Source organism: Burkholderia sp. IT-111MI5 (genome assembly GCF_949752865.1).
GTDB classification, from domain to species: domain Bacteria; phylum Pseudomonadota; class Gammaproteobacteria; order Burkholderiales; family Burkholderiaceae; genus Burkholderia; species Burkholderia pyrrocinia_C.
The window spans coordinates 172,810-198,499 of the sequence record NZ_CATKIF010000002.1 but is presented as its reverse complement, the minus strand read 5'-3'; the positions used below and the strand labels follow the sequence as shown (position 1 = coordinate 198,499).

The 25,690-nt window shown below is 65.4% G+C and carries 24 protein-coding genes and 2 riboswitches; of the genes, 18 read left to right on the top strand and 6 right to left on the bottom strand.

The annotated features are described in order from the left end of the window. Positions 1-35: 35 nt before the first annotated feature. From ACM6JT_RS01840 to ACM6JT_RS01830, 3 genes are all read right to left on the bottom strand, one after another. Positions 36-455, bottom strand: a complete 420-nt coding sequence (locus tag ACM6JT_RS01840) for a hypothetical protein (protein WP_034182581.1) — start codon at positions 453-455, stop codon at positions 36-38. Between the two features lie 71 nt (positions 456-526). Further along, a complete protein-coding gene (locus ACM6JT_RS01835; RefSeq protein WP_254640707.1) occupies positions 527-1,009 on the bottom strand; it encodes a Spy/CpxP family protein refolding chaperone in 483 nt (160 codons plus the stop codon). 233 nt (positions 1,010-1,242) lie between these two features. After that, positions 1,243-3,225, bottom strand: coding sequence for an AI-2E family transporter (locus tag ACM6JT_RS01830; protein WP_414855891.1), 1,983 nt, complete (start codon positions 3,223-3,225; stop codon positions 1,243-1,245). A gap of 598 nt (positions 3,226-3,823) precedes the next feature. Between ACM6JT_RS01830 and ACM6JT_RS01825 the strand changes: the two genes are divergently transcribed. From ACM6JT_RS01825 to ACM6JT_RS01770, 12 genes are all read left to right on the top strand, one after another. Then, on the top strand, positions 3,824-3,979 hold the full coding sequence (locus tag ACM6JT_RS01825) for a DUF3309 family protein (RefSeq protein WP_034182285.1): 156 nt from the start codon (positions 3,824-3,826) through the stop codon (positions 3,977-3,979). Positions 3,980-4,220: 241 nt separating this feature from the next. Beyond that, entirely contained in the window at positions 4,221-4,667 is a 447-nt protein-coding gene (locus tag ACM6JT_RS01820) for a hypothetical protein (RefSeq protein WP_034182284.1), read from the top strand. Between the two features lie 298 nt (positions 4,668-4,965). Further along, entirely contained in the window at positions 4,966-5,412 is a 447-nt protein-coding gene (locus ACM6JT_RS01815) for a BON domain-containing protein (protein WP_161785066.1), read from the top strand. A gap of 216 nt (positions 5,413-5,628) precedes the next feature. Continuing rightward, positions 5,629-5,880, top strand: coding sequence for a hypothetical protein (locus ACM6JT_RS01810; RefSeq protein ID WP_105390911.1), 252 nt, complete (start codon positions 5,629-5,631; stop codon positions 5,878-5,880). Between the two features lie 299 nt (positions 5,881-6,179). Then, entirely contained in the window at positions 6,180-6,650 is a 471-nt protein-coding gene (locus ACM6JT_RS01805) for a PRC-barrel domain-containing protein (RefSeq protein WP_105390910.1), read from the top strand. Between the two features lie 141 nt (positions 6,651-6,791). Then, the gene (locus tag ACM6JT_RS01800; RefSeq protein WP_034182579.1) at positions 6,792-6,965 is read left to right on the top strand and encodes a CsbD family protein; all 174 of its coding nucleotides are present in this window, start codon (positions 6,792-6,794) and stop codon (positions 6,963-6,965) included. Positions 6,966-7,725: 760 nt separating this feature from the next. Continuing rightward, positions 7,726-7,896 (top strand): hypothetical protein, encoded by a 171-nt coding sequence (locus ACM6JT_RS01795; RefSeq protein ID WP_175749121.1) that lies wholly within the window; start codon positions 7,726-7,728, stop codon positions 7,894-7,896. Between the two features lie 247 nt (positions 7,897-8,143). Then, a complete protein-coding gene (locus tag ACM6JT_RS01790) occupies positions 8,144-8,338 on the top strand; it encodes a hypothetical protein (RefSeq protein WP_175749120.1) in 195 nt (64 codons plus the stop codon). A 201-nt stretch (positions 8,339-8,539) separates the two neighbouring features. Further along, positions 8,540-8,965, top strand: coding sequence for a PRC-barrel domain-containing protein (locus ACM6JT_RS01785; protein WP_034182280.1), 426 nt, complete (start codon positions 8,540-8,542; stop codon positions 8,963-8,965). A gap of 178 nt (positions 8,966-9,143) precedes the next feature. Beyond that, positions 9,144-9,332, top strand: coding sequence for a CsbD family protein (locus ACM6JT_RS01780; protein ID WP_034182279.1), 189 nt, complete (start codon positions 9,144-9,146; stop codon positions 9,330-9,332). Positions 9,333-9,418: 86 nt separating this feature from the next. Then, entirely contained in the window at positions 9,419-10,354 is a 936-nt protein-coding gene (locus tag ACM6JT_RS01775; RefSeq protein WP_034182278.1) for a hypothetical protein, read from the top strand. Positions 10,355-10,512: 158 nt separating this feature from the next. Then, positions 10,513-11,910, top strand: coding sequence for a phospholipase D-like domain-containing protein (locus ACM6JT_RS01770; RefSeq protein ID WP_235212525.1), 1,398 nt, complete (start codon positions 10,513-10,515; stop codon positions 11,908-11,910). Between the two features lie 137 nt (positions 11,911-12,047). Here ACM6JT_RS01770 and ACM6JT_RS01765 read toward each other — a convergent pair whose 3' ends face one another. Next, positions 12,048-13,079, bottom strand: coding sequence for an ABC transporter substrate-binding protein (locus tag ACM6JT_RS01765; protein WP_243567385.1), 1,032 nt, complete (start codon positions 13,077-13,079; stop codon positions 12,048-12,050). Between the two features lie 136 nt (positions 13,080-13,215). Beyond that, positions 13,216-13,338: riboswitch (guanidine-I (ykkC/yxkD leader) on the bottom strand. 468 nt (positions 13,339-13,806) lie between these two features. After that, positions 13,807-13,942: riboswitch (guanidine-I (ykkC/yxkD leader) on the top strand. A 58-nt stretch (positions 13,943-14,000) separates the two neighbouring features. Here ACM6JT_RS01765 and ACM6JT_RS01760 point away from each other — a divergent pair. The 6 genes from ACM6JT_RS01760 to ACM6JT_RS01735 all read left to right on the top strand — a co-directional run bounded on the left by ACM6JT_RS01760 (position 14,001) and on the right by ACM6JT_RS01735 (position 23,038). Further along, entirely contained in the window at positions 14,001-14,756 is a 756-nt protein-coding gene (locus ACM6JT_RS01760) for an urea amidolyase associated protein UAAP1 (RefSeq protein WP_217590984.1), read from the top strand. An 11-nt stretch (positions 14,757-14,767) separates the two neighbouring features. Then, complete coding sequence (locus tag ACM6JT_RS01755) at positions 14,768-15,421, top strand: urea amidolyase associated protein UAAP2 (RefSeq protein ID WP_034182276.1); 654 nt, start codon at positions 14,768-14,770, stop codon at positions 15,419-15,421. Between the two features lie 82 nt (positions 15,422-15,503). Then, a complete protein-coding gene (uca, locus tag ACM6JT_RS01750; protein ID WP_414855890.1) occupies positions 15,504-19,100 on the top strand; it encodes an urea carboxylase in 3,597 nt (1,198 codons plus the stop codon). Then, entirely contained in the window at positions 19,097-21,055 is a 1,959-nt protein-coding gene (atzF, locus tag ACM6JT_RS01745; RefSeq protein ID WP_414855889.1) for an allophanate hydrolase, read from the top strand. Before uca ends, atzF begins: the two co-directional genes overlap by 4 nt. A 48-nt stretch (positions 21,056-21,103) precedes the next feature. Beyond that, positions 21,104-22,078 carry an ABC transporter permease gene (locus ACM6JT_RS01740; protein WP_414855888.1) on the top strand — a complete coding sequence of 325 codons (975 nt, stop codon included), beginning with the start codon at positions 21,104-21,106 and terminating at the stop codon, positions 22,076-22,078. 45 nt (positions 22,079-22,123) lie between these two features. Beyond that, entirely contained in the window at positions 22,124-23,038 is a 915-nt protein-coding gene (locus ACM6JT_RS01735; protein ID WP_105390957.1) for an ABC transporter ATP-binding protein, read from the top strand. Between the two features lie 72 nt (positions 23,039-23,110). Here ACM6JT_RS01735 and ACM6JT_RS01730 read toward each other — a convergent pair whose 3' ends face one another. Together ACM6JT_RS01730 and ACM6JT_RS01725 are read right to left on the bottom strand one after the other, a co-directional pair. Further along, positions 23,111-23,953: a formate/nitrite transporter family protein gene (locus ACM6JT_RS01730; protein ID WP_175749115.1), complete on the bottom strand. Its 843-nt coding sequence runs from the start codon at positions 23,951-23,953 to the stop codon at positions 23,111-23,113. Between the two features lie 336 nt (positions 23,954-24,289). Continuing rightward, on the bottom strand, positions 24,290-25,645 hold the full coding sequence (locus ACM6JT_RS01725) for a nitrate- and nitrite sensing domain-containing protein (protein WP_414855887.1): 1,356 nt from the start codon (positions 25,643-25,645) through the stop codon (positions 24,290-24,292). Positions 25,646-25,690 lie beyond the last annotated feature (45 nt).

Below are 25,690 nucleotides of genomic sequence, written 5' to 3'. Positions count from 1 at the left end.
GACCCAGCGGACAAAGCCCCGTGCGATCCCGCACCCTACCGGAACCGGAGCGGTATGAACAGGCTGACGCCCGGCGACGACTGCGGGGCATAGACCACGGGTGGTGGCGCATACACCACGGGTGGTGGTGCATACACATAGTCCCGGTTGTCGTAGTAGTCGCCGCGACGGTAGTCATTGCCCGGATGTCGATAAACCTGCCGATTGCGGTGATCCCACTGATGCCCGTGGTTCTGCCAATAACCGTCACCCATGCGATGTTGCTGTGGTTGGCTTGGGTAACGCTGATAGCCGTCATTCGCGCCATACTGCTGTTGGTTCTCGTAGTTGCCGTAGTCTGCGCCGAAAGCCGGCGCCGTGGACATGCCGCCGATAGCCAGGGCCAAGCCGACCGTCGTCATGATTCTGGTCGTCATCGAGCCTATGAACGCGGTGTGTACTTCTGGGATTTTCATGATGCTCTCCTGTCTGAGATCCGGAACCTGACTGCGGCGCCGGTCCGCTTCCTGCTGCGGGTATCTCGAGATCACCCCTTCTTTGCGGAGTGTTGATGGTCAGTCCGGAAAATCAGATCGGCATTCTTCTTCTGGGCGTCGGACATGCTGTCGTACAGCGCCTGAAACGCAGGAGTGAGCTTTCTGATGCCGTCCGCATGGGCGTCGGCGACCTGGCCATAGGACTTGAGATCGTCGACGGCGCTCATGCTGTTGGCGTGACTGGTTCGCGCCTGTCTGAGCGAGTCCATCGTGGCCGCGTTTTCGCGCATGACCTGCGCGACCTTGCGCCAAAGTTCTTCCTGCGCGGCGGTGATCTGAAGCCTGTCGTGAAGGTTATTGATGCGTGTATCGATCTGGTCGTGGGTCGCAACGGTCATCGCGCTTGCAGGTGCTTGAGTCTGCACGGTGGAGGCAGCGTTCGCAGGATTGGCGAATGCCGTTATCGCGAGAAAAACCGCTATCGCGAGCGCCGATGCAGTTCGCGGTCGGGATGGGGGGGCAATGAGGCTCATGATCGATCTCCAAAGGAATTCGATGGACTCGCGAAGGGATTGCCGTCATTGCGCGCGAGTTCGATCGAATAGATCATCTGTGCGCCGACGCCCGACCGGCGTCTGTCCGGTGCCGGACGCTTGCGCGCCGCCGTTGCACGACCGGATCGACGGAGCAGCGCGTGACCCGACTCGAAGACCGGCGCTTGCGCCGCAAATGCAAGCAGCCACACGTCCTTGTCGCCGTATGCCAGTTACGCTGCAACGCCGTCAGGCTTCGGCTCGGGTCCGAACACGCTTGCCGTGCCGGTCGAGACAATGCATGCGTCGACCATATCCCTGATCGAAGTGGCATAGTGATCGGCGCCGATCGCACTCTGGAGATCCTCGGGCCACTGATCGGTATCGCCTGCCTGCCAGAGGCCGACGACGATCAACGCGTCCGGCAAGCGCTGCCGCACGCGTCGCAAAAGGTAACGCAGGTGGGACGGGATTCCATTGATGTCTAGATAAAAAATGCACACTATCGTCACTGCGGTGACGTCCAGATCGTCGATCCGGACGCGCGAGGCCGCGTCATGGTTGACCACCCGGCAATCGAGATCGTGCTTGCCGAGAAGCTGGACGAGAATGGCCGACGCCAACTCGTCGAGCGGCCCCCGGCCTGCTATGCAAAGGACCTGATTGTCAGCATGCCGAACCGGGCGAGCTTCGATGCCAGGCGAAGGAACGTTCTGAGCCGGTTGGCACGATGCCTTTTGTCCGGCAGCAGGCGCAGCCGGTGTGCCCCTGTCGGCTGCTGCTGCATCGATAGCCGGATCGGTGTCCGCGAAACCATCGAGGCCCTCGATGAGGTCGTTGACCGTAGTCTCGATTCGCGCCAGTTGTGCCGGCGTTACGCCGCCGCGCAAGACATCGTCGGCCGCAAGCTGCAAGCCCTTGAGAACGATTTCATCGTAATAGGAGGATAGCGGCCGGTCGCGAAGCAGTATCCCGGCTTGCTCTACTGCGTCATCGGGGTCGCCGGCGAGCGCTCGCTGGTAGAAATTTTCGACTGGAGACAGCGCGGGCTGGTCGCCAAGCAGCACGTCGAGAAATTCGAGCCGCGTTACGTGGCGACCGAGGACCAGCAGGCAAAGTGTCAGCGGAGTGGACAGGATGAGCCCGATTGGCCCCCATATCCAGCTCCAGAAGATTGCAGCGACGACGACCGAAAACGGGGAAAGGCCGGTGCTATGGCCGTACAGCAGTGGCTCGACGGCCTGACCGGCCAGCAGCTCGACGGTCACGAAAAGCACCATCGACCAGATCGCCATCGTCCATTCCGGACTGACGGCTGCGGCGAGTGCGGTAGCCAGAATGGCGGAGATCCAGATTCCGACGTAGGGGACAAGACGCAACAGCGCGGCCAGAATCCCCCACAGCACCGGGCTGGGTACGCCAATGATGAACAGCCCGGTTCCGATCACGACGCCCACGCCCGCATTCAAGCCGAGTTGCGAAACGAAATATCGACTGAGGCGCCGCGCGGCTTCGTCCATTGCGGTGGTGGTCCGATGGAGATCTCTCGAACCGAACAAGCGGATAGCCCGGTCCCGAAGATCATCGCGCTGCAACAGAATGACGATGGTGACGACAAATACGATGAAGGCCGTCTCGAGTGGACTGACGACGGGAGACAGTATGCGCCGTGCAAGCTGGAATGGTGTCTGGGCCGGCTCGCGCACCTCGACGGGAAGCGCCGCAGGCGGTTGGGCGCCGAACGAGGATGACGAAGATTCGCGGATCGTTTTCGGCTGATCGACGGTTGCCCGTTGAAGCGCCTGACCGGCGGTACCCGCCAGTTGGTTCAATTTTCCGACCGTGAGCCCATGCACGACAGAGATCTTCTTGTCGATCGTCGCTTGATAACGGGGGATGCCGACAGCGAGGTCCGTGATCTGGGTGGCGATTATCCCCCCAAGCACGACGATCACCGAGACCGACATCGTCACCGCAAGGAGAACCGAGGCCACGTGGCCAAGCTTGATGCGGCCAAGAAGATTGGCGAGGGGAGCGACCAGGAAGCTGAGCAGAATCGCCAGCGTGAACGGGATCAGGATCTCGCGCGCAAAATAGAGCGCGGCGATGACCGTGACGCCAACGGCAAGCGTAATCAAACCCTGCACGCTGGGTGTTTCAGGAGGCTCGATGCGCGCTGCTGGCCTCGCGGGGCGCAATTCCTTGAAATCGAACATGACGGCTAACGCCCGCGATATCGTCCATTCTGATGGGTGCTTTCGGCGCGGATGCGTCCCATGCAGGCCGAAAAACTCGACTTGCCAACCCAACCCCATTGGCGATCGGCCCGTCGATTCAGACACTGCGACGGGCGATCGACGCGTTGCGTCAGCGATCACTCTCGTGCATGTCACGCGGCGCGGCGTGGCGGGAACGATGAAAGTAAGACGGGACGATACGTATCGAACGCGATAAAACAGACACTTCGAGCGTACGGCCTACGTTGCTCGCCGTCTGGATTGAAGTCGGTACGGTGCCGTACCCGGGACACAGTCATGCCAGCGCACGCTGACGACGCGAGGAGTCGAGTTCGCTGCGGCGTTGCTGATCCCGGGGCGGCAAAACGGATATCTCGATGTCCTCCACCGTACCGACTGCGTGGCTGATCGATGTCAATTTCACTTTGCCGGGCAGGTTTCTCACACACATTGCAGATGTCCAACGGCATCAAATTGAACTGTGCGGCGATACCTCGCGCAAGGCCCGGAAGGTTCCGGGTCCCAAGCGCGGGCGGCGACGGGTTCGTCGAAACACTCAGTCGAAAGGAGAAGGTCCATGTTGGGAACAATACTGATTGTCGTGCTGGTGCTCATATTGATCGGTGCGATGCCGACCTGGCCGCACAGCCGTTCGTGGGGCTATATGCCCAGCGGCCTGCTGGGCGTGGTGCTGCTCGTCGTAGTTGTGCTCCTCCTGCTGGGGCGGATATAGGAGGCTCGAGAATCCTGTCGGGAAAGATCCCTTCGTGGATCATCGTTGGCGTACCGTTGCATCTCGAAACGGGTGGCCGCCGCGCATCCGTGAGACCGGGTCGGCGCGCTTGCGGTTGCCGGGTATGACGCGGCAAGCGCCGCCTTGCGCAGATCGCCCGCAATCGATTCCGACGCAAGGCGGCCGGGCAGGTGGTACGGCTAACGAGCATGGCGGACTTATCAGGTCCGCGCAGACTGTCATGAGAAAAACCCTCCTCAACGCGCTGGCCGCATGCTTTGCAGGCGGAGTCGGGCTCACCCCCGCGCCGAGCCAAGCCTATGCGCTGGACGCGCAGTTCGACTGCACCACCGACGCGCACGCGTTCATCGTGCGCCTGTTCAATCACGGCTATATCGATCGCGATCCGATGCGGGTCGAACAGAATTCGGTCAACGCGTTCCGACCCACCCGCGACGCAGCGCTCACGGTGTTCGGCTTCAGCGTCTATGCCGTGTTCGCCTATGCGCAGTATGACGCGCTGTTCAGGCAGGGAACCGGTCGACCTCTGCCGGGTTCGATTTACGGCGTCGTCGTCAAGGCGCCGATCGATTCGGTCGAAGCGCATTCTCGGTTAGCGGGCAGCAAGGCCGTCGCGCATCAGGTCATTCCGTTCATCCTCACTGCCGTCGTCTGTGCAAGGCCCTGAGACTGGCCGGTTCGAGCAAGTACGGAGTCCGCTCCGGTTCCGCGCGCCGCGCGCGCGAGCAAACCGTCCGGCATTGGACAGACTGAGCCCGTACATCCCGTGCATAACTACGCGCCGGACCGAGATTGGCTCGCAGCGATGCGATTCTGTCGTCACGAGATCCGCGAGGATTTCGCCGCTGCCAACGGGCTGCGGCATCGCTGCACATCGGATGCCGATTGAACCGTACGTTTCGATACCGGGAGATCGTGCATGTTGTTCGGATCAAGTCGTTCATACGACGCATTGGAGGCAGCTCGTGAAAAGGATCTTGTCGAGTCATACATCGATCCGCACTGCACTGATTGCAGTCGGGCTGGTGGCCGGTTTGGGCACCGGCGCGGCGTGCTTCGCTGCCGGCGAAAGTTCGATGTCCAAAACTGCCAGCAGCGTCGGTACCGCGATCGACGACACCGCCATCGCGGCGAAGGTCGAAGCCAGGCTGATGGGTGAAGAGGGTCTCGGAAAATCCGATATCAGCGTCACCACCGTCGACGGCGTGGTCACACTCGACGGAACGGTAAGCAGCTTGCACGCGAAGTCGGTGGCCGAATCGGCGGCCCGGTCGGTCGACGGGGTTCAGCGTGTCAGTGACAACCTCGCGGTGCCGGTGGATGCCGGCAAGCCGGCCAAACCTGGCGCCGTCGCGAAGACGGAGCGCGCGGTGTCCGATAGCTGGATCACCACCAAGGTGAAATCCAAGTGATCGCTATGTTCGTTTTCATCTGAGGATCGGCTCCGATCGGCATGCGGTCGAGTGGGGGCGCCGATCGTTATCCAGTGCGTCTGTCGAGCGAGCGCCTCTCAATCGCTCTGGCGGAACTCCGGCTACAAGCTCGGTCCACTCGTGAAGAAGCAGTGCTCGAACATCCGATAGCTGAACTTGGCCGATGCTCGAACGTCGGCATGAACGCTCGGCCCGATGACCGAATCCGGCTGCGGATTCAACCGCCCGCTCTCCCGTATTGTCCTCACGGCAGACGTCGCCGCTGCCATGCTGTTGTGGATCCGCCAGTTCCTTTTCGCGGCCCCGTACGGCGCCGTACCGACTTCCTATCCTGGCTACGCGCATTGTTGCGATTCGCTCTCCATCTTCAATGTCCTGGATCTCCCACGTGAACGGCGGGCGCGCAGTGCACAGGGCGGCGAGATGCGATGCCTGTACGACACGTAACCGTCGGCATTGTGTGTACCCGACGCCATCACGGCCGGGACAGCCGGCGAATTCTGATGCCGTCGTCAACGGCAGGTCTGCAAACCGGGCGGTGGGCAACGACTGCTCCGGTAGCGCGTGCCGCTGCGGAAAGGCTGTTTGAACGTAACACTCGATCTTGCTCGTGTAGTGGCGGGCATTGGCAGACGACGCGAACGGCGGCCATGCGACGCATATCGCGTGACCGGTGTGTGTGCCGTCCATCACGGCGAGCCGGCGATCCGCGCCGGCGTTCCGCGAAACGAACCCAGGAGGGAATCATGACGATACCAGACCAGACCCATCGGTCATCGACCAGCGATACAGGTGCCTCGATTGTCGGCAGCGGGACCGGCGAGGGACCAGGCCCCAACGTGATGGAGGCCGATACGCTCAAGGGCAATAAACTCTTCACGTCCGACCGGGTGGACATCGGGAAGATTACAGAAATCATGCTGGACGTACGCAGCGGCCGGATCGCGTATGCCGTGCTGTCGAGCGGGGGCTTTCTCGGCATCGGCGGCAAACTTTACGCGATTCCGTGGAGTGCGCTGACCCTGGACACGGACGAAAAATGCTTCCGGCTCGACGTTACCGCGGACCACGTAAAAAATGCCCCCGCGTTCGACAAGGACCATTGGCCGTCGATGGCGGACGAGCAGTGGGGGGCGTCGCTTCACAAGTTCTACGATCGGCAGCCGTACTGGATAGCGACGCGCGACGTTGTCACGAATCGTCCGCCGCAACACTGAAGCGCACTCGCCAGCCGGGCGAACGATCTGGATAACAGAGGATTTTCATCGAATGCCGACCCATCGGTCGGACCGTGTCATCACCCGACGGCAAAAGATCGCTGCATCATCCACGAACCCGTTACGTATTGGAGCTCTACCATGAACAAGGATCAAGTCAAGGGAACTGCCGAGAAGGTAAAAGGCAAGGTGAATGAAGTCATTGGCCGGGCCACGCACAACACGAAACAGGAAGTCAAAGGCGATCTCCAGCAAGCGGCCGGCCAGGCCCGAAAGAATCTTGGCGACGCGAAGGAATCTGTCAAAAAGACCTGATTGAATACGGGGGCTTCACGGGCGGGGGGGCATTCCCCCTCGCACCGTGCTTCACGAAACGGGTTACATCCGACTGGCATGGGGTCGGCCGTGTGCGATCGAACATCGCGACGCGAATCGGAAGAATAAAAATAGAAGCCCCCGGCTCGGCAACGGCAGCGGGACCAGGCACCACATCGCGAATATGCGTCGTCGACGAGCGCCGCATGCTCCATTGACGCAGCCGGCCGTCGGTCATGGCCATTCGGGTTCGTATACCTGGCGAGGGATGCGCTCAAACCGAGTTGGCGAATGCATATCGTACGGAACGCATCGCGACCTCACTTCCGCTACTACCGTACAGACATACGCTGCCGCATGCGAGAACGTGACGTTGCGTCCTTCGCGCACCGGGATTCCAGGATCTCGGTCGCGAGGCGCGCATTTGAACCGATAACCGGCGCAACCGCGCAAGCCTTTGTTGCGGCAGAACGCCGGGTATCGCTGCAAGTTCCGCCCGTGTGGCCCAGTGGCCCACCAGTCGCGCAACCGAGCAGGCCAGTGTCTAACTTGAGGGGAGGTTTGTCATGTACAACATCGTCTGGCTCGTTGGAGCCGTGGTCATCGTTCTGTTCGTCCTCGGCTATTTCGGATTGAGATAGGGCGTCGCGTTCACGTGCTCGTCATGCGATGGCTGGTCAACGGCGGCGATCTCATCCGTGGCAGTGAAGCCGCAAGATGATTCAGATCGCGACAGCCATCGTTTATGGCAGGAGGCGAAATGAAGACGCTCAGGATCATCGGCTACGCGGGCCTCATGGCAGTCGCGATCATGTTGTTCGTCGCGATGTGCGCGGTCCTGGAGGACGGCATGATTTCTAGCGATGCGCATCGACAGGGGCTGACTGGCAACACGCTTTCCAGCCCCGGATCGCTGAATCGCTTCAGTTAAGCCGCCGGTCACCGATTTGCCCGACATATTTGGAGCGACTCAGGCATTCGAGGGGCAGAGGCGTGTGCGCCATTCTCGATGTCCGCATGCGTCGAAAATCGGCTTGCCATTTGCAACCGACGCTTGAGGCCGCGACAGCGCCGCCACCGGCGCCGCGATCGCCTTACCGCTGCTCCCCGCATGGGTACGGCAGCGTACCGACTTCAGGACTGGTCGCGCATAGGGTAGGTTGACCTGATTCGAACGCATGTCGCGCCAGTTCGGATGTGTCCTCCTGCCGCATACGCGCGATGCGAACAGAACACGCATCGGTGCAGAACACCTTCGACAGGGCACCTCGACGAGCATCGTTCATGCGCCGCGCTTCCAATGTCATCGCCTCGACAACTACGGATACCGGGACCGCGAAACGATGGCGCTCAAAGCGATGCTCGGGCTGTGAGCAGGTCACGGCAACCCGCGCGCATGCCGGCACGAAACACTCGAATCGGGCATGTTTTTCGGCCCGCATGACGGCGGCCGATTGCAGGCGAAGCGTGCGGCGCGCTGGCTCGAAACAGAGCCGGATCGGCGCGAGCGTCGCACCGTCACGCTAGCCGGCGACGCGCGCCGGCATTTCGCGCAATGAACACAGGAGCAGGTCATGACACTCGTTTCTCCCAGCAATCAACCGCCGAGCAACAGCAGCGGCGCCCGGATCATCGGTCACGCAACCAGCACAGGCGGGGCCGGCCCCAACGTCATGGCGGCTACCACGCTGACCGGCGACAAGGTTCTATCGTCCGATGGCAAGGAGATCGGAAAGGTTATCGACATCATGCTGGACGTATGCAACGGCCGGATTTCGTATGTCGTGCTGTCTTGTGGCGGCTTTCTCGGGATGGGCGACAAACTTTTTGCCGTGCCTTGGGGAGCGTTCACCCTGGATACCGACGAGAAATGCTTCCGGCTCGACGCAACGGAAGAGCGGATGAAGAGCGCCTCCGGATTCGACAAGGACCATTGGCCTGCGATGGCGGATTCGCAATGGGCGTGGGCGCTTCATTCGGGTAACACGCCGCCGATGTAGTGGTACGCCAGCAGCAGGCTTGGCCGGCTTTCCGCCATGCACGCGTCAGCGTGACTGCGGAATGCAGTGAGCGATTGCTGATTTTTTCAGATTCTGCCGTATCGCGCGCATCGCTCAACGCGCTGCTCGCGACGGGCGGCAGATCATCCAGGCAACAGGTGTAACCGGAGCGTTCATCATGAACAAGGATCAAGTCAAGGGTGTCGCAGAGAAGGCGAGGGGCAAGGTCAACGAGGTAGTTGGCCGAGCCACTGGCGACACGAAGCAGGAAGTCAAAGGCGATGTCCAGCAAGCAGTTGGCGAAGCGCAGAAGAAGTACGGCGACGCCAAGGAAGCGATCAAAAAGCAGGCGAAGAAGACGCATTGATCGCAGCGTCAGTCGCGATACAGGGACGCCGCGATACTGCGGCATCCGATCGCCGCACAATACCGTCGCGAGCCGGAGCATAACGAATGAGTGCATCTGCCGGAAACCCAGCCAGCCACGCGCTACGCAAGGCGGCGTTGATGGCGTCCGTGCTGATGGCGTGCTCCCTGCCATGCATGGGAGGGACGCCTGCGGACGGTGCGGACGAGGCGGCCAACTTGCGCGAAGCGTACCGGAAGCTGATTCCCCGGCTCGATCACAACCAGTTCAAACGCCCGTTGTATCTCGATTCGGAAGAATCGTCTTCCACGCTCAAGGGCGAGGTCTACGCGGTGATGGCCTACCCGTTCGCGGCCGTCAACGGCGCGTTCAACGACCCTTCGCGCGGCCCGTCGAACTGGTGCGACGCATTGATCCTGCACCCCAACATCAAGTATTGCCGAACCACCAGCGGCCGCGGCAGTACGCTGATCGTGAACGTCAGCGAGAAAGAAGTTGCCGAAGAACTCGGCACGACCTACCGGGTGCAATTCGAATACGACGCGGCGACCACCGGCCCGGGCTACTTGCAGGTCAAGCTCCATGCGGACCGAGGACCATTGAACACCCGCGATTACCGGATCGCGCTGGAAGCGCTGGCGCTTGACGGCAACCGCACGTTCCTGCATCTGACCTACGCCTATAGTTACGGCGTGATCGGGCGTCTTGCGATGAAGGCCTATCTGGCCGCCTTCGGTCGCGGCAAGGTCGGCTTCACCGACATCGCCGATCCGTCCGCGGCTCAGGCGGAATACATCGGCGGGGTGCGCGGCCTCATGGAGCGCAACACGATGCGCTACTACCTGGCCATCGATGCGTACCTCGGCGCGCTGTCCAGCCCGCCCGACAAGCGGCTGGAGCAACGCCTGACCGACTGGTTCGACGCCAGCGAGCGATATCCGCGACAACTGCATGAAATGGATCGGCAGCAGTACATGCAGATGAAATACGACGAATACCAGCGCCAGCAGACCAAGCAGTAGCTTCGGGTGGACGAGCCGGCGAGATACGCAGGCGCCGGCCCCGGTGCACTGCGATTCGTCATGGAAATTGACGCGCAAATGCGAGGATGGCAGGTACGTTGCCGCGTCGTGCGATGAGATAAAGCCAGGCACGCCGCACCGGTTTTTCGGAACAGTCGATGATGATTCGCGCACTGACAGGGATTGCGACAGCCGCCTGCGGCCTGGCGATCGCAGGCGGTTGCACGAGCTTGCCCGATACGCAGTTCCTGAGCGGCCGCTACGCCACCCAGGCGGCACGCTTTGAAAGCGCCTGGGGACCGTTATCGGCGAAGCGTAGCGCCACCATCGTCAAGGATCTGAAGCGCAGCGCCGGGGGCACAGTGCTTCTGGACAAGCAGATCGCACTCGAGCAAGCCATCAGTGGCAGCCCGCTCGTGGTCGGCAATGAGGTCCGCTTGTTGCAGGATGGTCCGGCAACGTACCAGGCCATGTTCGAGGCCATGGCCGCGGCGAAAGATCACATCAACCTGGAGACCTTCGGCATCGACGACAGCGACGTAGGGCGGCAATTCGCCGATGCGATGATCGCGCAGCAGTCGCGCGGCGTCCAGGTGAACCTGATCTACGACAGCGTGGGTGCACTCGGCACGCCCAGCACCTATTTCGATCGTCTGCGGGCCGCCGGAATACGGGTACTGGAATTCAATCCGGTGAATCCGTTGTCGACGCGCAAGCCCTGGGCGTTGAATCATCGCGATCACCGCAAGCTGCTGATCGTCGATGGGCGTACGGCATTTCTGGGTGGCATCAACATCAGCAGCGTCTACTCGAGCGGCTCATCCGGCAGGCATCGTTCGGCCTCGACCGACGAGGCCGGCGCGGCACGCGGGTGGCGCGACACCGACGTGCAGATCAGCGGCCCGGTCGTCGCCGAATTTCAGAAACTGTTCCTGCAGACCTGGAGCACGCAGAACGGAAAACCGCTGGCCGAGCGCCACTATTTTCCCAAGTTGCGGCCGCAAGGTCCGGAAATCGTTCGCGCGGTCGGAAGCACGCCGGATGATCCGTTCAGCCTCATTTATCTGATGCTCATCGCGGCGATCAGCAATGCGGAGCAACGTGTGTATCTCACCAACGCCTACTTCGTCCCCGATCCGCAACTGGTCAACGCGTTGGTCGACGCGGCCAAGCGTGGCGTCGACGTCCGAATGATCCTCCCCGGCCGCTCCGATTCGGCATTGGCATTTTATGCCGGCCGCTCGCACTACGAGGATCTGCTGGATGCAGGCGTCAAAATCTATGAGAGGCGGGGCGCGCTGCTGCACGCCAAAACCGCGATCGTGGATGGCGTCTGGTCATGTGTCGGTTCCAGCAACCTGGATTGGCGCAGCGCGTTGGACAACGATGAAATCAATGCAGTCGTCCTGGGCCAGACATTCGCACAACGAATGGAGAGCGCTTTCGACGAGGACATGGCCGCTTCCGACGAGATCGGCAGGGAAAGCTGGAAGCACAGGTCGCTGCTGCTGCGCGTCAAGGAGTGGACAGCCCGGCTGTGGGGCCATTTCTTGTAGTCGCGCGAGGGCGTGGCGTTCGCCCGGCAATCCACCGCCTTCACGCCTGCGCCGGGCTCCTCGACACCTTTCGGATCCCGGCGGCGGCCGCTCGATATCGACAGATGACATCGTTCCGGGCGGCCCGCCCGCCGCCTTCAGTGCGATTCGACGAGACGCGGATCGATATACGCGTCGATGTCCTGCGACTGCTTGTAGACCGCGTTGCGCACGTTGAATGCATTCGCGTTGCGGGTCGATCCGTAGATCGAATCGAGGCCGTCGCCCTTGCGGAACGCCTGCTTCGCGGCCGCGGCATCGAGCAGGTGCGTGCCCTTCAGCAGCGGCAGATACTGCGCCGGCGCGAGGCCCACGCGGGCGGACATGATCTTCACCGCGTCGGCCTGCGTCTTCGGATCGTTGATGTAGGCCACGCAGCGATACCAGACCTTGACGACCTTCGCCCAGTCGGCCCGGCGCGCGGCGAGGCTGGTCGGCGTCACCGTGATCGCGTCGTAGATCAGCCCCGGCGCATCCGCCGACGTGAAGATCGCGCGCGCACCCGGCGCGCGTTTCAACGCCTCGCCGGCATTCGGCTGCCACGCCGCGACCGCCGCGATGTCGGACGATGAGCCGAGCACCTGCGGCAGTTCGTTGGTCTTCGCGTTGACGAGCGTGACGTCGCCGTCCTTCAGCCCGTGCTTCTGCAGCGCGGTTTCGAGCAGCAGGTGATCGACGAGCCCGAGCTCGACGCCGACCTTCCTGCCCTTCAGGCCTTCGACGGTCCGCAGCGGCGGCTTCGCGATGATCATGTCGTTGCCCGCCGAATAGTCGGTGAGCAGGATCATCACGTTCTTCGCGCCGGACGCGCCCGTGACGAGCGCATCGCCGTTGGTCACCGCGACCGCGTCGAGCTTGCCCGCGGAGAATGCGTCGAGCGACGCCGAGTAATCGAACCATTCGAAATCGACGTCGACGCCGGCTTCCTTGAACCAGCCCTTGTCGAGCGCGACCTGGAACGCGACCCAGCCGGGCCAGTCGCTGTAGCCGATTTTCAGCGGTGGAGCCGCATGCGCGGCGGGCGCGGCGAACAGCGACGTCGTGACGGCGACGGCGGCAAGCGCACGGTGGACGGAACGAAGGTGCCGGGAGGACAGCAGGCGGCGGAACGGCGAGGCGAGGCGGGTCATCGTTTTCTCCAGGAGACCGGGATCGGGATCGTCGGCACGGGTCGCGCCCATGCGCGATCCGGCCGCGTGACCGGTTCCTGCGGATGCGGGACGAACGACCGGCCACGGAGAGGCGCGACGGCCGTCGCCATCGCCAATCTCCCGGGCTTTTGTCCCGCCGTGTAGCGCCATGCGCGCGCGGTCAGACGACCGTACGCACCGACGCCGGGCTGCTCTCGGACCAGACGTTCGACGAACCGGAACCCTAGCATCCCTAAGATGCGACTCCGCCGCACCTCTCGGCATCGGAGCGAGCGAGAAGCATGCCAGCGATGTGATCCGGCCGCTGACGTGCGTCGGAAACGCGCCGTTCAGCGACTGCGCGCCGCACGCTGAAGTTCGATGAAACGCGCGGAAAACAGCGCGGCCAGCGCGCGCCGAAGCAGGTCGAGTTTGTTCATGAGCGATCGGTGGACAGAGTGACGGTGTGCGTATTCAGCAATGGCCGTGCCATTGCGATCGCACGCGGTGCGCGTGCGTATTGCTGGCCCGCGGCTGCCCCGCGCTGGTGCCGGCCGCGTTCGAGTGGTGCGCACGCTGCCCAACGGGAGGGCGGGCCGATGCGCGTGCATGGCGCGCCGTTCGTCCTCGCATGCCCCGCCGAACGGGGCCGCGCGTGCTCGGATGCATGCGCTGGCACGCAACTCGCTTATTCACCGTCCGAGAGGTGCGAAGCAATTTGCATCATCTTCAGGATCGCTAGGGTTCCGGTCGCAAGGCGTCACACGCCGCGCGATGCCTGGTCCGAGAGCAATCCGGTCTTGCCGCCTGCCTTGTCACGAGGATCCGGCGAGGCTCCACGGAGGGACAAAAGCCCGGGAGGTCGCGATGTCGTTCGGTCGCCCTCTCACGCCTTTTGTCCAACCGATCCGAGGAGCCGCCATGTCGCCGAGCCCCCAAGCCCCGCTTGCCCCGTTGCCGCACGTCGTGTGGGAAACGGTCGTTCCCGCCGGAACCCACTGGTCCGGCATCCTGCGCCGCGGCCTCGCGCTGCGCGTCGTCGATCTCGACGGCGGCGCGAACCTGTCCGCCGTGTTTCATCGTCACGAAGATCCGCTCGAACGCTACAACATGGCCGATACGCTGAAGGCGCAGCACACCGCGCACCTGACGCGCGGCCACGCGCTGTATACGGACATGGGCCGCGTGATCGCATCGATCACGGCCGACACGCTCGGCTGGCACGATCCGCTCGGCGGCATCGGCGATGCGCGGCTGTTCGCGCGCAAGTACGGCGAGTCGTCGTATCAGGCCGATCGCAACGCGATGATCCGCAACGGCCGCGACAGCCTCGTGCTCGAACTCGCGAAATACGGGCTGTCCGCGCGCGACCTCGTCGCGAACGTCAATTTCTTCAGCAAGCTCGCGCCGCGCGACGACGGGTCGTTCGACTTCGTCGCGGGCCACTCGCCGGCCGGCAGCGCGTTCGACCTGCGCTTCGAGATGAACACGCTCGCCGCGTTCTCGACCGCGCCGCATCCGCTCGATCCGCAGCCGGCCTATGCGCCGAAACCCGTGAAGTTGATCGCATACCGCGCGTATCCGGCCGACGGCGCCGCGCCGGACGACGATCCGTGCCGCACCGCGTGCGCGGAGAACACGCGCGGCTTCGTCAACACCGACCGACTGTTCGCTTGAGGAGACCCGACATGCCGATCATCGAAAGCCGCCTCGACCCGCGGCACGCGATCTACGACACCACGCTGAACGCCGGCGAACCGTGGCTGCACGACGTGAAGCGCGGGCAGGTGCTGCGCATCCTCGACCTCGAAGGCAACCAGGCCGTCGACACGCTGTTCTATCGCACCGACGCACCCGACGAGCGCTACAGCGCGCAGGACACGATCCGCGAGCAGCGCAACCTGTACCTGAGCGCGGGCAGCGTGCTGCTGTCCAGTCTCGGCAATCCGATGGTGACGATCGTGGCGGACACCTGCGGCCGCCACGACACGCTCGGCGGCGCGTGCGCGGCCGAGAGCAACACGGTGCGCTACGCGCTCGACAAGCGCCACATGCACAACTGCCGCGACAGCTTCCTCAACGCGATCGCGCACTGCGCATGCGGCACCGGCGCGCGGCTGACCAAGCGCGACCTCGTCGGCAACGTCAATTTCTTCATGAACGTGCCGGTCACGCCGCTCGGCGGGCTGACGTTCGAGGACGGCATTTCCGCGCCCGGCAAGTATGTCGAGATGCGCGCGGAGATGGACGTCACGGTGCTGATCTCGAACTGCCCGCAGCTCAACAACCCGTGCAACGGCTACAACCCGACGCCGGTGCGGCTGACGATCTGGGAGGCATGATGAACGACCCGCACGCTCACTATTTTTCGCTGCCCCCCAAGGGGGCGGTTGCCTGCCTTGGGGCGGCCCGGCGGGAGGCAACATGAGATTCGCAAAAGTCCTCGTCGCGAACCGCGGCGAAATCGCCTGCCGCGTGATCCGAACGCTGAAGCGGCTCGGCATCGCGTCGGTCGCGATCTACTCGGAAGCCGATCGCGATGCGCGTCACGTGACGCTCGCCGACGAAGCCGTCTGCGTCGGCGCCGCGCCGGCGGCCGACAGCTACCTGAACGTCGCCGCGATCCTCGCTGCGGCGCGCGCGACCGGTGCGCAGGCCGTGCATCCCGGCTACGGCTTTCTGTCGGAGAACGCCGAGTTCGCCGACGCATGCGAGGCCGCCGGCCTGCGCTTCATCGGGCCGAGCGGCGCGCAGATGCGCGCGTTCGGCCTCAAGCACACCGCGCGCGAACTGGCACGCGAGCACGACGTCGCGCTGCTGCCGGGCACCGGGCTGCTCGCGGATGTCGCGACGGCGCTCGCCGAAGCCGATGCGATCGGCTATCCGGTGATGCTGAAGAGCACGGCGGGCGGCGGCGGCATCGGCATGTCGCTGTGCCGCGACGCCGCGCAGCTCGCGGCGGCGTTCGAATCCGTCGTGCGGCTCGGCAGCGCGAACTTCGCGCACGCGGGTGTCTATCTGGAGAAGTTCGTCGAGCACGCGCGGCACATCGAGGTGCAGATCTTCGGCGACGGGCGCGGCGGCGTGATCGCGCTCGGCGAGCGCGACTGCTCGGTGCAGCGGCGCAACCAGAAGGTGATCGAGGAAACGCCCGCGCCGGATCTCGCCGACGGCGAGCGCGCCGCGCTGCACGCAAGCGCGGTGCGGCTTGCGCGCGCGGTCGCCTATGCGTCGGCCGGCACGGTCGAGTTCGTGTTCGATGCACGCGAGCGCCGCTGCTATTTTCTTGAGGTGAATACACGGCTGCAGGTCGAGCATTGCGTGACGGAAGCCGTGACCGGCATCGATCTCGTCGAATGGATGATCCTGCAGGCCGAAGGCGACCTGCCGCCGCTCGATATGCTCGCCGTCGCGCCGCGCGGCGCGAGCATCCAGGTGCGGCTCTATGCGGAAGACCCCCACCAGCAGTTCCGGCCGAGCGCGGGCGTGCTCACGCATGTCGCGTTTCCGGATGCAGTGCGCGTCGATACGTGGATCGATGCGGGCACCGAGGTCAGCGCGTATTACGATCCGCTGCTCGCGAAACTGATCGTGCGCGGCGATACGCGCCGCGATGCGCTCGCGGCATTGCGCGACGCGCTGGCCGCCACCGAGCTGTACGGGATCGAGACCAATCTCGACTACCTGCGCGCGATCGCCGGTTCCGACACGTTCGCGCGCGGCGCGCAGACCACCGCGTTCCTGTCGCGTTTCGCGTTCGCGCCGCACACGATCGACGTGCTCGACGGCGGCGTGCAGACGACCGTGCAGCAAACGCCGGGCCGCGTCGGCTACTGGGCCGTCGGCGTGCCGCCGTCCGGGCCGATGGACGATCGCGCGTTCGATCTCGCGAATGCGCTGCTCGGCAATCCGCGCGACGCCGCCGGCCTCGAGTTCACGATGGTCGGCGCGACGCTGCGCTTCAACACCGACACGCTGTTCGTGCTCGGCGGCGCGCCGCTCGCGGCGACGCTAGACGGCGCGCCCGCACCGTTCTGGCAGGTGCTGCGCGCGGCGCCCGGCGCGGTGCTGAAGCTGGGCGGCGTGACGGGCGCCGGCGTGCGCGCGTGTCTCGCGGTGAAGGGCGGGCTGCAGGTGCCGGACTATCTGGGCAGCAAGGCGACCTTCACGCTTGGCCAGTTCGGCGGCCACGCGGGCCGCGCGCTGCGCAAGGGCGACGTGCTGCACCTGCATGCGGATGCGGGGCGCGGCGAAGCCGGCGCGACGCTCGCCGAAGCCGACCGGCCCGCGCTGACGCATGCGTGGACGCTCGGCGTGCTCGACGGCCCGCACGGCGCGCCGGATTTCTTCACGGCGGACGACATTGCGATGCTGTACGACACGCGCTGGACGGTCCATTACAACTCGAGCCGCACGGGCGTGCGGCTGATCGGCCCGAAGCCGCAATGGGCGCGCGCGGACGGCGGCGAGGCGGGCCTGCATCCGTCGAACATCCACGACAACGCGTATGCGATCGGCGCGGTCGATTTCACCGGCGACATGCCGGTGATACTCGGGCCCGACGGGCCGAGCCTCGGCGGCTTCGTGTGTCCGGTGACGGTCGTGCGCGACGAGCTGTGGAAGCTCGGGCAGTTGCGGCCGGGCGACACCGTGCAGTTCGCGCGCGTGGCTGCGGCTCCCGAATGCGCATCGCCGGCACCGGCTGCTTCGTCGAACGCGGCTGCGCCGGACGACTGCGTGCTGTACCGTGATCCGGCAGCCGGCAACGGCATCGGCGTCGTCTACCGGCGCTCGGGCGACTGCAACGTGCTGATCGAATACGGCCCGCTCGTGCTCGACCTGAACCTGCGTTTTCGCGTGCACGCGCTGATGTGCTGGCTCGATGCGCACCGGCTGCCCGGCATGCTCGACCTCACGCCCGGCATCCGTTCGCTGCAGGTGCATTTCGATGCGCACGCGCTGCCGCTCGATACGCTGCTCGCGCATCTGCAGGCAGCCGAGCGCGAATTGCCCGACGTCGCCGACATGCGCGTGCCGAACCGGATCGTGCATCTGCCGCTGTCGTGGGACGACCCGTCGACGCGCGTCGCGATCGAGCGCTACATGCAGTCGGTGCGGCCGGATGCGCCGTGGTGCCCGAGCAATATCGAGTTCATCCGCCGGATCAACGGCCTCGACAGCATCGACGACGTGAAGCGCATCGTGTTCGACGCGCGTTATCTGGTGATGGGGCTCGGCGACGTCTATCTCGGCGCGCCCGTCGCGACGCCGCTCGATCCGCGGCACCGGCTCGTGACGACCAAGTACAACCCGGCGCGCACGTGGACGCCGGAGAACGCGGTCGGCATCGGCGGCGCTTACCTGTGCGTGTACGGGATGGAAGGGCCCGGCGGCTATCAGTTCGTCGGTCGCACGGTGCAGATGTGGAACCGTTACCGGACGACGCGTGCATTCGAGCCCGGCAAGCCGTGGCTGCTGCGGTTCTTCGACGAGATCCGTTTCTACGAGGTCAGCGAGACCGAGCTGGCCGAACTGCGCGCGGATTTCATCGCGGGCCGCGCCGAGCTGAAGATCGAGGAATCCGTGTTCGATCTCGGCGCGTACAACCGCTTCCTGCGCGACGAAGCCGAATCGATCGCCGCGTTCAAGGCGATGCAGCAGGCCGCGTTCGATGACGAGCGCGAGCGCTGGCGGGCCGCCGGCCACGCCGAGTATGCGGGCGAAGCCGGGCAGGGCGACGCCGGTGCCGGTGCAGCGGCGGCCGGCGACACGCTCGCCGACGAACAGCGCGGTATTACCGCCGACGTGTCGGGCAGCGTATGGAAGGTGCTGGTCGAAACCGGCGCGCGGGTGACCGAGGGGCAGGTCGTCGCGATTCTCGAATCGATGAAGATGGAGGTGTCCGTGGTGGCGATGGAAGACGGCGTGATCGAGACGGTCGATTGCGTGCCGGGCGCGGCGGTCGTTGCCGGGCAGCGGCTGATGGTGATGAAGGCCGGCGCGGCCGAGGAGGTCGCATGAAGCCCTTCGATCGTCATCCGCTACCCGACCTGCGCTCGATCGCCGCGCTGCGCGCGCGGTACGAGGCCGGCAGCCTGACGCCGCATGCGCTCGTCGATGCGATCGCCGCGCACTTCGACGCGGGCGATCCGCATCATGCGTGGATCCGGCCGCTGACGCACGACGAAATGACACGCTACGCGGATGCGCTGGCCGGACGCGACATCGCCACGCTGCCGCTGTATGGCGTGCCGTTCGCGATCAAGGACAACATCGACCTGGCCGGCATTCCGACGACGGCAGCGTGTCCTGCTTACGCGTATGTGCCGGCGCGCAGCGCGCCGGTCGTCGAGCGATTGATCGCCGCCGGCGCGATCCCGATCGGCAAGACCAATCTCGACCAGTTCGCGACCGGGCTGTCCGGGCAGCGCTCGCCGTACGGCGCGTGCCGCAATGCGCTCGATCCGCGTTATGCGTCGGGCGGATCGAGTTCGGGATCGGCGGTGGCCGTCGCGCTCGGCGTTGCCGCGTTCGCGCTCGGCACCGACACGGCCGGATCGGGCCGCGTGCCGGCCGCGTTTCACGGGCTCGTCGGGCTCAAGCCGACCAAGGGCGTGCTGAGCACGCTCGGCGTGGTGCCGGCCTGCCGGTCGCTCGACTGCGTGTCGGTGTTCGCGCATGGGCCGGGCGACGCGCGCGCGGTGTTCGCCGTTGCGCACGGTGTGACGGACGGCGATCCGTACGGACGCACGTGGCAGCCGTTGCTCGATGCGAGCGGCAGCCATGCGCGGCCCGCCCGGCCGCTCGCCAGCATGCGCTTCGGCATGCCGCGCGCCGATCAGCTCGAGTTCTTCGGCGACGCGTCGTATCGGGCCGCGTGGCAGGCGGCCGTCGAACGCCTGCGTACGGCCGGCGCACGAATCGTCGAGATCGATTTCGGCGCGTTCCTCGCGACCGCGCGGCTGCTGTACGAAGGGCCGTGGGTCGCCGAGCGGCTGGCTGCGATCGGCGCGTTCTTCGCGGAACGGCCCGACGCGCTGCATCCGGTGATTCGCGAGATCGTCGGCGGCGCGGCGCGTTTCAGCGCCGCCGACGCGTTCGCGGCGTTCGACCGGCTCGCCGCGCTGCGCGTCGACGCGGCCCGTGCCTGGGACGACATCGACGCGATCGTGATGCCGACGTCGGCGACGACCGCGACCGTCGACGAACTGGAAGCCGATCCGATCGTCGTCAACGCGCGCTTCGGCTATTACACGAACTTCGTGAACCTGCTCGACCTGTCCGCGATCGCGGTGCCGGCGGGCGTCTGCGAAACCGGACCGCATGCTGGTTTGCCGTTCGGCATCACGTTCGTCGGCCGCGCGCACGACGACGCGATGCTGCTCGATCTGGCCGACGCGTGGGGCGCTGCGCAGCACGGCGCCGCCGCGACGGGCGAGGGCGCTTGCAACGCCAATGCCTACGCCGATGTCGATGCCGACGATCGTGCAAACGCAGGCGCGAACGAACCTCATGCCGCCGCGCGCGACAAGCGTTCCGGTGCGATCACGCTGCCGCTCGCCGCGCCGGCGGGCGTCGTGCGCGTGGCCGTCGTCGGCGCGCATCTGCGCGGCGAGCCGCTGAACGGGCAGCTCACGCAGCGCGGCGCGCGCTTCGTCGCAGCGACGACCACCGCGCTGTCCTACCGCCTCTACGCATTGAGCGCGGCCGTGTCGGGCGGCGTCGCGAAGCCGGGCCTCGTGCGCGTGCCGGAAGGCGGTGCGGCGATCGCGGTAGAGATCTGGGAGATGCCGGTCGCGGCTTATGGCAGCTTCGTTGCCGGCATCGGTGCGCCGCTCGGCATCGGCACGCTGACGCTCGCGGACGGCGCGCAGGTGCAGGGCTTTCTCTGCGAACCCGCCGCGCTCGACGGCGCCGTGGACATCACGCGCTTCGGCGGCTGGCGCGCCTACCGTGCGAACGGCGCGCCGCACTGAACGCCCGGTCGCCCGCGACCGGCAAGCAACACGATACGGAGATTCACCATGTCAGTGACCCGCAATACGACCGACTGGCTCGCGGTGCGCCGCGAGCTGTCGACCCGCGGCAAGTGGACGCTCGGCGTCGCGTCCTTCCTGCTGCCGCTCGCCGTCTGGTGCGTGCTCAGCTACGTGCCGTTCGTCTGGCATCCTCAGGTGCGCATCACGAACCCCGGCAGCGTCGATTATTTCCAGCCCGGCATGCAGATCGACCGCGACGTGTTCGACGACGAGCTCGCGCATGCGCGAGCGTCGCATGCGGCCGTGCCCGAAGGCGAGCGCGCGAACCCCGTGTACCTGCCCGCGCCGCATCAGGTGCTGCGCGCGTTCTATACGGCGTTCACGACACCGCCGGCTTCGCGCGACGGCGTATGGCTGCACGAAAGCCTGTGGCACAGCATCCGCATCATCTTCTGGGGCTTCGTGATCTCGTCGGCGATCGGCGTGCCGATCGGCATCGTATGCGGCACCTTCAGCGCGCTCGCGCGGCTGCAGGAGCCGTTCTTCGAATTCTTTCGTTATCTGCCCGCGCCGGCGTTCGGCGCGCTGATGGTGGCGATCCTCGGCATCTACGACGCACCGAAGATCGCGATCATCGTGATCGGCACGTTCTTTCAGCAGGTGCTGATCGTCGCGAACACCACGCGCAAGCTCGAGTACGGGCTGTTCGAGGCGGCGCTGACGCTCGGCACGAAAAAGCCGGGGCTGATCGCGCACGTCGTCGTGCCGGGCATCCTGCCCGACCTGTATCGCGACCAGCGGATCCTGCTCGGCTGGGCGTGGACCTACCTGATCGTCGCCGAACTGGTCGGCACCAGTTCGGGCATCACGTGGTACATCAGCCAGCAGGCGCGCTACCAGCATTTCGACAACGTCTATGCAGCGATCCTGATGATCGGGATCATCGGCCTCGGGACCGACATCGTGCTCGCGCTGCTCGGCCGCCGGCTGTTTCCATGGGACCGCACGCTGAAGGCGTGACGGCTGAAGACGATGACCTACCGCATCCTTTCGGAAGAAACGATCATGCAGAATCCGCACAGCCTTCCCGACTACCTGCTCCAGTCCGACGCCGTGAGCGAACGCTTCGCACGCCTGAAGGCGCGCGACGTGATTCTCGACGTGCGCCATCTCGGCAAGCGCTTCCGGTCGCCGCAGGGCGAAGTGGTCGCGCTCGACGACATCAGCTTCCGCACCCACCGGCGCGAGTTCGTCTGCGTGATCGGGCCGTCCGGTTGCGGCAAGTCGACGCTGATCCGCATCCTGGCCGGGCTCGAGTCGCAGACGAGCGGCGACGTGCTGCTCGACGGCAAGCCGGTGCAGGGCCCCGGCGCCGATCGCGGGATGGTGTTCCAGGGTTACACGCTGTTTCCGTGGCTGACCGTGAAGAAGAACGTGATGTTCGGCCTGAAGCGCAACGGCAGCAGCAGCGGCGAGGCGGAGCGCGAGGCGCTGCAGTGGCTCGACCTCGTCGGGCTCACGCGCTTCGCGGACGTGTATCCGCACCAGTTGTCGGGCGGGATGAAGCAGCGCGTCGCGATTGCCCGCGCGCTCGCGAACCGGCCGCGCATCCTGCTGATGGACGAGCCGTTCGGCGCGCTCGATGCGCAGACCCGCGCGAAGATGCAGGCGCACCTGCTCGACATCTGGCGCAACATCGACGTGACGGTGCTGTTCATCACGCACGATCTCGACGAGGCGATTTTGCTAGCGGACCGGATTCTCGTGCTGAAGGCCAATCCGGGCAAAGTGCAGGAGCTGATCGAGGTGCCGGTGCCGCGCCCGCGCGGTTATTCGCAGTTCAATACGCCGGAATTCATCGCGACCAAGGCTCGGCTCGAAGCGCTGATCCATCCGGAGCCGACGGGCGACGCGCCGGACGAAGACGCGGTGCGCCCGCACATGATCCGGATGACGGACGTGACGGACAACGTCGAGTGACGTATGCCGCCCCGCTGCGCGACGAACGCAGCGGGGCGGCCTGTCACGGGTTGACGCGGGGCCGCAGGGCGGTCAGGCCTTGCGCGCGACGACGCCCACCGGCGAAGCGGGCACGCGTTTCGGCGCGGTCTTGTAGTGCGTGCTGTACAGCGCCGCGCCGACGAACAGCAGCCCGCCGACCAGGTTGCCGAGCACCGTCGGGATCTCGTTCCACAGCAGATAGTCGGCGATCGTGAAGTGGGCGCCGAGCATCAGGCCGGACGGGAACAGGAACATGTTCACGACCGAGTGCTCGAAGCCCATGTAGAAGAACACGAGGATCGGCATCCACATCGCGATCACCTTGCCGGGAACCGACGTCGACATCATCGCGGCGACCACGCCGGTCGATACCATCCAGTTGCACATCACGCCGCGCACGAACAGCGTGAGCATGCCGGCGGCGCCGTGCGCCGCATAGCCGAGCGTGCGCGCTTCGCCGATGCCGCCGATCTTCTGTCCGATCGCGTTCGGCGCCTCCGAAAAGCCGAACGTGAAGATGATCGCCATGAACAGTGCGACCGTCAGCGCGCCCGCGAAATTACCGAAGAACACCAGCGTCCAGTTGCGGAACACGCCGCCCCAGGTCGCGCCGGGCCGGCGGTCGATCACCGCGAGCGGCGCGAGCGTGAAGACGCCGGTAAGCAGGTCGAAGCCGAGCAGGTACAGCATGCAGAATCCGACCGGAAACAGCAGCGAACCGACCAGCGCGTTGCCGGTGTTGATCGTGATGCTGACCGCGAACGCGGCCGCGAGCGCGAGGATCGCGCCCGCCATGTACGCGCGGATCAGCGTGTCGCGGGTCGACATCGACAGTTTCGATTCGCCGGCGTCGACCATCTTGGTGACGAACTCGTTGGGCGTGAGGTAGGCCATGGTGTGTGCTCGCAAGGTTGGACGGGCAAAAAAAATCCGCGCCGGGCACTCGCTCGACATGCGAGTGCCCGGCGCGGACGCTGTTATCCACGGGATCGTCCGCCATGGTTCGACATGGCGCGACCGTCAGGCCGCCATTAGCCCGACGAACGTGTTGTTCGCAACTTTCATACCAGTGGCGGGGAAATCGCGATGCAGGCAGGCGGGGCGCGACATGCCGGGGGCGCCGGCCGCGAGCCGATCGCCGCGAATCGCACTCGCGCGGTGCAATTCGCGCCTCCTGCACGCGCTGTGGGCGCTACCGCGGTGCGTGGCGCGGCGCGCGCTCCGGTCAGGTCAGGTCGTGCCGTCGTCGCGCGGTGTCTTCGGCGCGCTTCGCTGCGTACGTCGCCGCGCGGCGGGCTGCGCGTGCTCGTCGACGAATCGCTCGGGCGACGTCAGCGCGTCTTCCGCGATATCGGCAAGCGGCCGATTGCGGTCCATCGACGCTTTCTGCAGCATCCGGTACGCCTCGTCCTCCCGCAGGTTGAAGCGCGTCATCAGCGTGTTTTTCGCGCGCTGCACGAGCTTGCGTTCGTAAAGCGCGCGACGTGCGGCGTCGAGTTCGACCTCCGCGCCGGCCAGTCGCGCCGATTGCGATTCCAGCAGGGATTTGAGGCTGGCGAGCGTCGACGGGTCGGCGCCGGAGAGGCGCTCCGGCAGTTCGTGAACCGCCGCGCGCGCCGACAGCGGATCGCCGGCGAAGAAATGGGCGAGCGCCTGGATATGCGGCGGCGGATTGTTCCGCAACTGCGCCATCAGGCGCTCGGAGTCGCGCAGCGTCCGATGCGCGTCGTCGATCCGGGCGTCGCACGTTTCCTGCACCTGCAGCGTCAGCGCGATCTGAAGGTGCCAGAGATCGTCGATGCGGGCGCTTGCGGCGTCGAACCAGGCTTCGCTCAGGCCCGTATCGAGCGTGTCGCCGGCCTGCGCCGTGCAGAGTATGCGTCGCAGCTTCTCGAGCGCCGCCACGTGCGGCCCCGTCATGCGCGTTTCCCGCCACGCGTTTTGCTCGGCGCTCGCGAAATTCGCAAAGACTTCGAGACTGCGCTCCTGCGCCGCGATCAGATACAGCAGGCGCTGCTGCTGGTCCGCCGAAAACGCGCCCGCCGCGAACATGTGCGCGCCGACGGCGCGTTCCTGCCCCGCTTCCTCCTTGCCTTCGACGACGTGGACGAGCGCGATCAGCATGCGCGACACCGACGGATCGGCCGCGCTGTCGGCCAGCTGGAAAATCAGCTCCACCAGGCCGCCGATCACGGTGCTGAATGCCTGGACGGAATCCGGCGCGGACAGCGCGATGCGGTCGATCCGTGCCCGCAGCGCATCCAGCGATTCCAGGTCGAGCAGCACCCATGCGATCAGCGACAGCAGGCGCGACGTCGAGCCGCGCGCGGGCGCCAGTTCCAGATCCAGGCGCTCGCGCAGCTGCGCGACGAGCGGTGCGGATTCGTCGCGTGCCGCCGCGCGTTCCGCGACGAAACGCCGGCCGAGCGACGCCAGATAGATGCTGGTCGCGCCGCGCTCGCGCTGCAGCGCGTGGATCAGGCGGCCGAGCAGGTCGATCAGCTCGATCTGTTCGGCCACGCGGCGCAGCGACGCGATTTCCTGCTGCTTGGCGAGCAGCGCGAATTGCAGGGCGGTGGCGGACATGGCGGCGTTGAACGGCGGCAGGGGCTAAGTGCAGTGTAGTGCGGA

Excerpts from the sequence above, each read along its gene's own strand:
- ACM6JT_RS01760 (WP_217590984.1), top strand. The coding sequence starts at position 14,001 with ATGTCGCCGAGCCCCCAAGCCCCGCTTGCCCCGTTGCCGCACGTCGTG.
- ACM6JT_RS01725 (WP_414855887.1), bottom strand. The coding sequence starts at position 25,645 with ATGTCCGCCACCGCCCTGCAATTCGCGCTGCTCGCCAAGCAGCAGGAA.
- uca (WP_414855890.1), top strand. The coding sequence starts at position 15,504 with ATGAGATTCGCAAAAGTCCTCGTCGCGAACCGCGGCGAAATCGCCTGC.
- ACM6JT_RS01820 (WP_034182284.1), top strand. The coding sequence starts at position 4,221 with ATGAGAAAAACCCTCCTCAACGCGCTGGCCGCATGCTTTGCAGGCGGA.
- ACM6JT_RS01825 (WP_034182285.1), top strand. The coding sequence starts at position 3,824 with ATGTTGGGAACAATACTGATTGTCGTGCTGGTGCTCATATTGATCGGT.
- ACM6JT_RS01755 (WP_034182276.1), top strand. The coding sequence starts at position 14,768 with ATGCCGATCATCGAAAGCCGCCTCGACCCGCGGCACGCGATCTACGAC.
- ACM6JT_RS01800 (WP_034182579.1), top strand. The coding sequence starts at position 6,792 with ATGAACAAGGATCAAGTCAAGGGAACTGCCGAGAAGGTAAAAGGCAAG.
- atzF (WP_414855889.1), top strand. The coding sequence starts at position 19,097 with ATGAAGCCCTTCGATCGTCATCCGCTACCCGACCTGCGCTCGATCGCC.
- ACM6JT_RS01735 (WP_105390957.1), top strand. The coding sequence starts at position 22,124 with ATGCAGAATCCGCACAGCCTTCCCGACTACCTGCTCCAGTCCGACGCC.
- ACM6JT_RS01830 (WP_414855891.1), bottom strand. The coding sequence starts at position 3,225 with ATGTTCGATTTCAAGGAATTGCGCCCCGCGAGGCCAGCAGCGCGCATC.
- ACM6JT_RS01730 (WP_175749115.1), bottom strand. The coding sequence starts at position 23,953 with ATGGCCTACCTCACGCCCAACGAGTTCGTCACCAAGATGGTCGACGCC.
- ACM6JT_RS01840 (WP_034182581.1), bottom strand. The coding sequence starts at position 455 with ATGAAAATCCCAGAAGTACACACCGCGTTCATAGGCTCGATGACGACC.
- ACM6JT_RS01805 (WP_105390910.1), top strand. The coding sequence starts at position 6,180 with ATGACGATACCAGACCAGACCCATCGGTCATCGACCAGCGATACAGGT.
- ACM6JT_RS01790 (WP_175749120.1), top strand. The coding sequence starts at position 8,144 with ATGTCGCGCCAGTTCGGATGTGTCCTCCTGCCGCATACGCGCGATGCG.
- ACM6JT_RS01785 (WP_034182280.1), top strand. The coding sequence starts at position 8,540 with ATGACACTCGTTTCTCCCAGCAATCAACCGCCGAGCAACAGCAGCGGC.
- ACM6JT_RS01740 (WP_414855888.1), top strand. The coding sequence starts at position 21,104 with ATGTCAGTGACCCGCAATACGACCGACTGGCTCGCGGTGCGCCGCGAG.
- ACM6JT_RS01795 (WP_175749121.1), top strand. The coding sequence starts at position 7,726 with ATGAAGACGCTCAGGATCATCGGCTACGCGGGCCTCATGGCAGTCGCG.
- ACM6JT_RS01780 (WP_034182279.1), top strand. The coding sequence starts at position 9,144 with ATGAACAAGGATCAAGTCAAGGGTGTCGCAGAGAAGGCGAGGGGCAAG.
- ACM6JT_RS01810 (WP_105390911.1), top strand. The coding sequence starts at position 5,629 with ATGACCGAATCCGGCTGCGGATTCAACCGCCCGCTCTCCCGTATTGTC.
- ACM6JT_RS01765 (WP_243567385.1), bottom strand. The coding sequence starts at position 13,079 with ATGACCCGCCTCGCCTCGCCGTTCCGCCGCCTGCTGTCCTCCCGGCAC.
- ACM6JT_RS01775 (WP_034182278.1), top strand. The coding sequence starts at position 9,419 with ATGAGTGCATCTGCCGGAAACCCAGCCAGCCACGCGCTACGCAAGGCG.
- ACM6JT_RS01770 (WP_235212525.1), top strand. The coding sequence starts at position 10,513 with ATGATGATTCGCGCACTGACAGGGATTGCGACAGCCGCCTGCGGCCTG.
- ACM6JT_RS01835 (WP_254640707.1), bottom strand. The coding sequence starts at position 1,009 with ATGAGCCTCATTGCCCCCCCATCCCGACCGCGAACTGCATCGGCGCTC.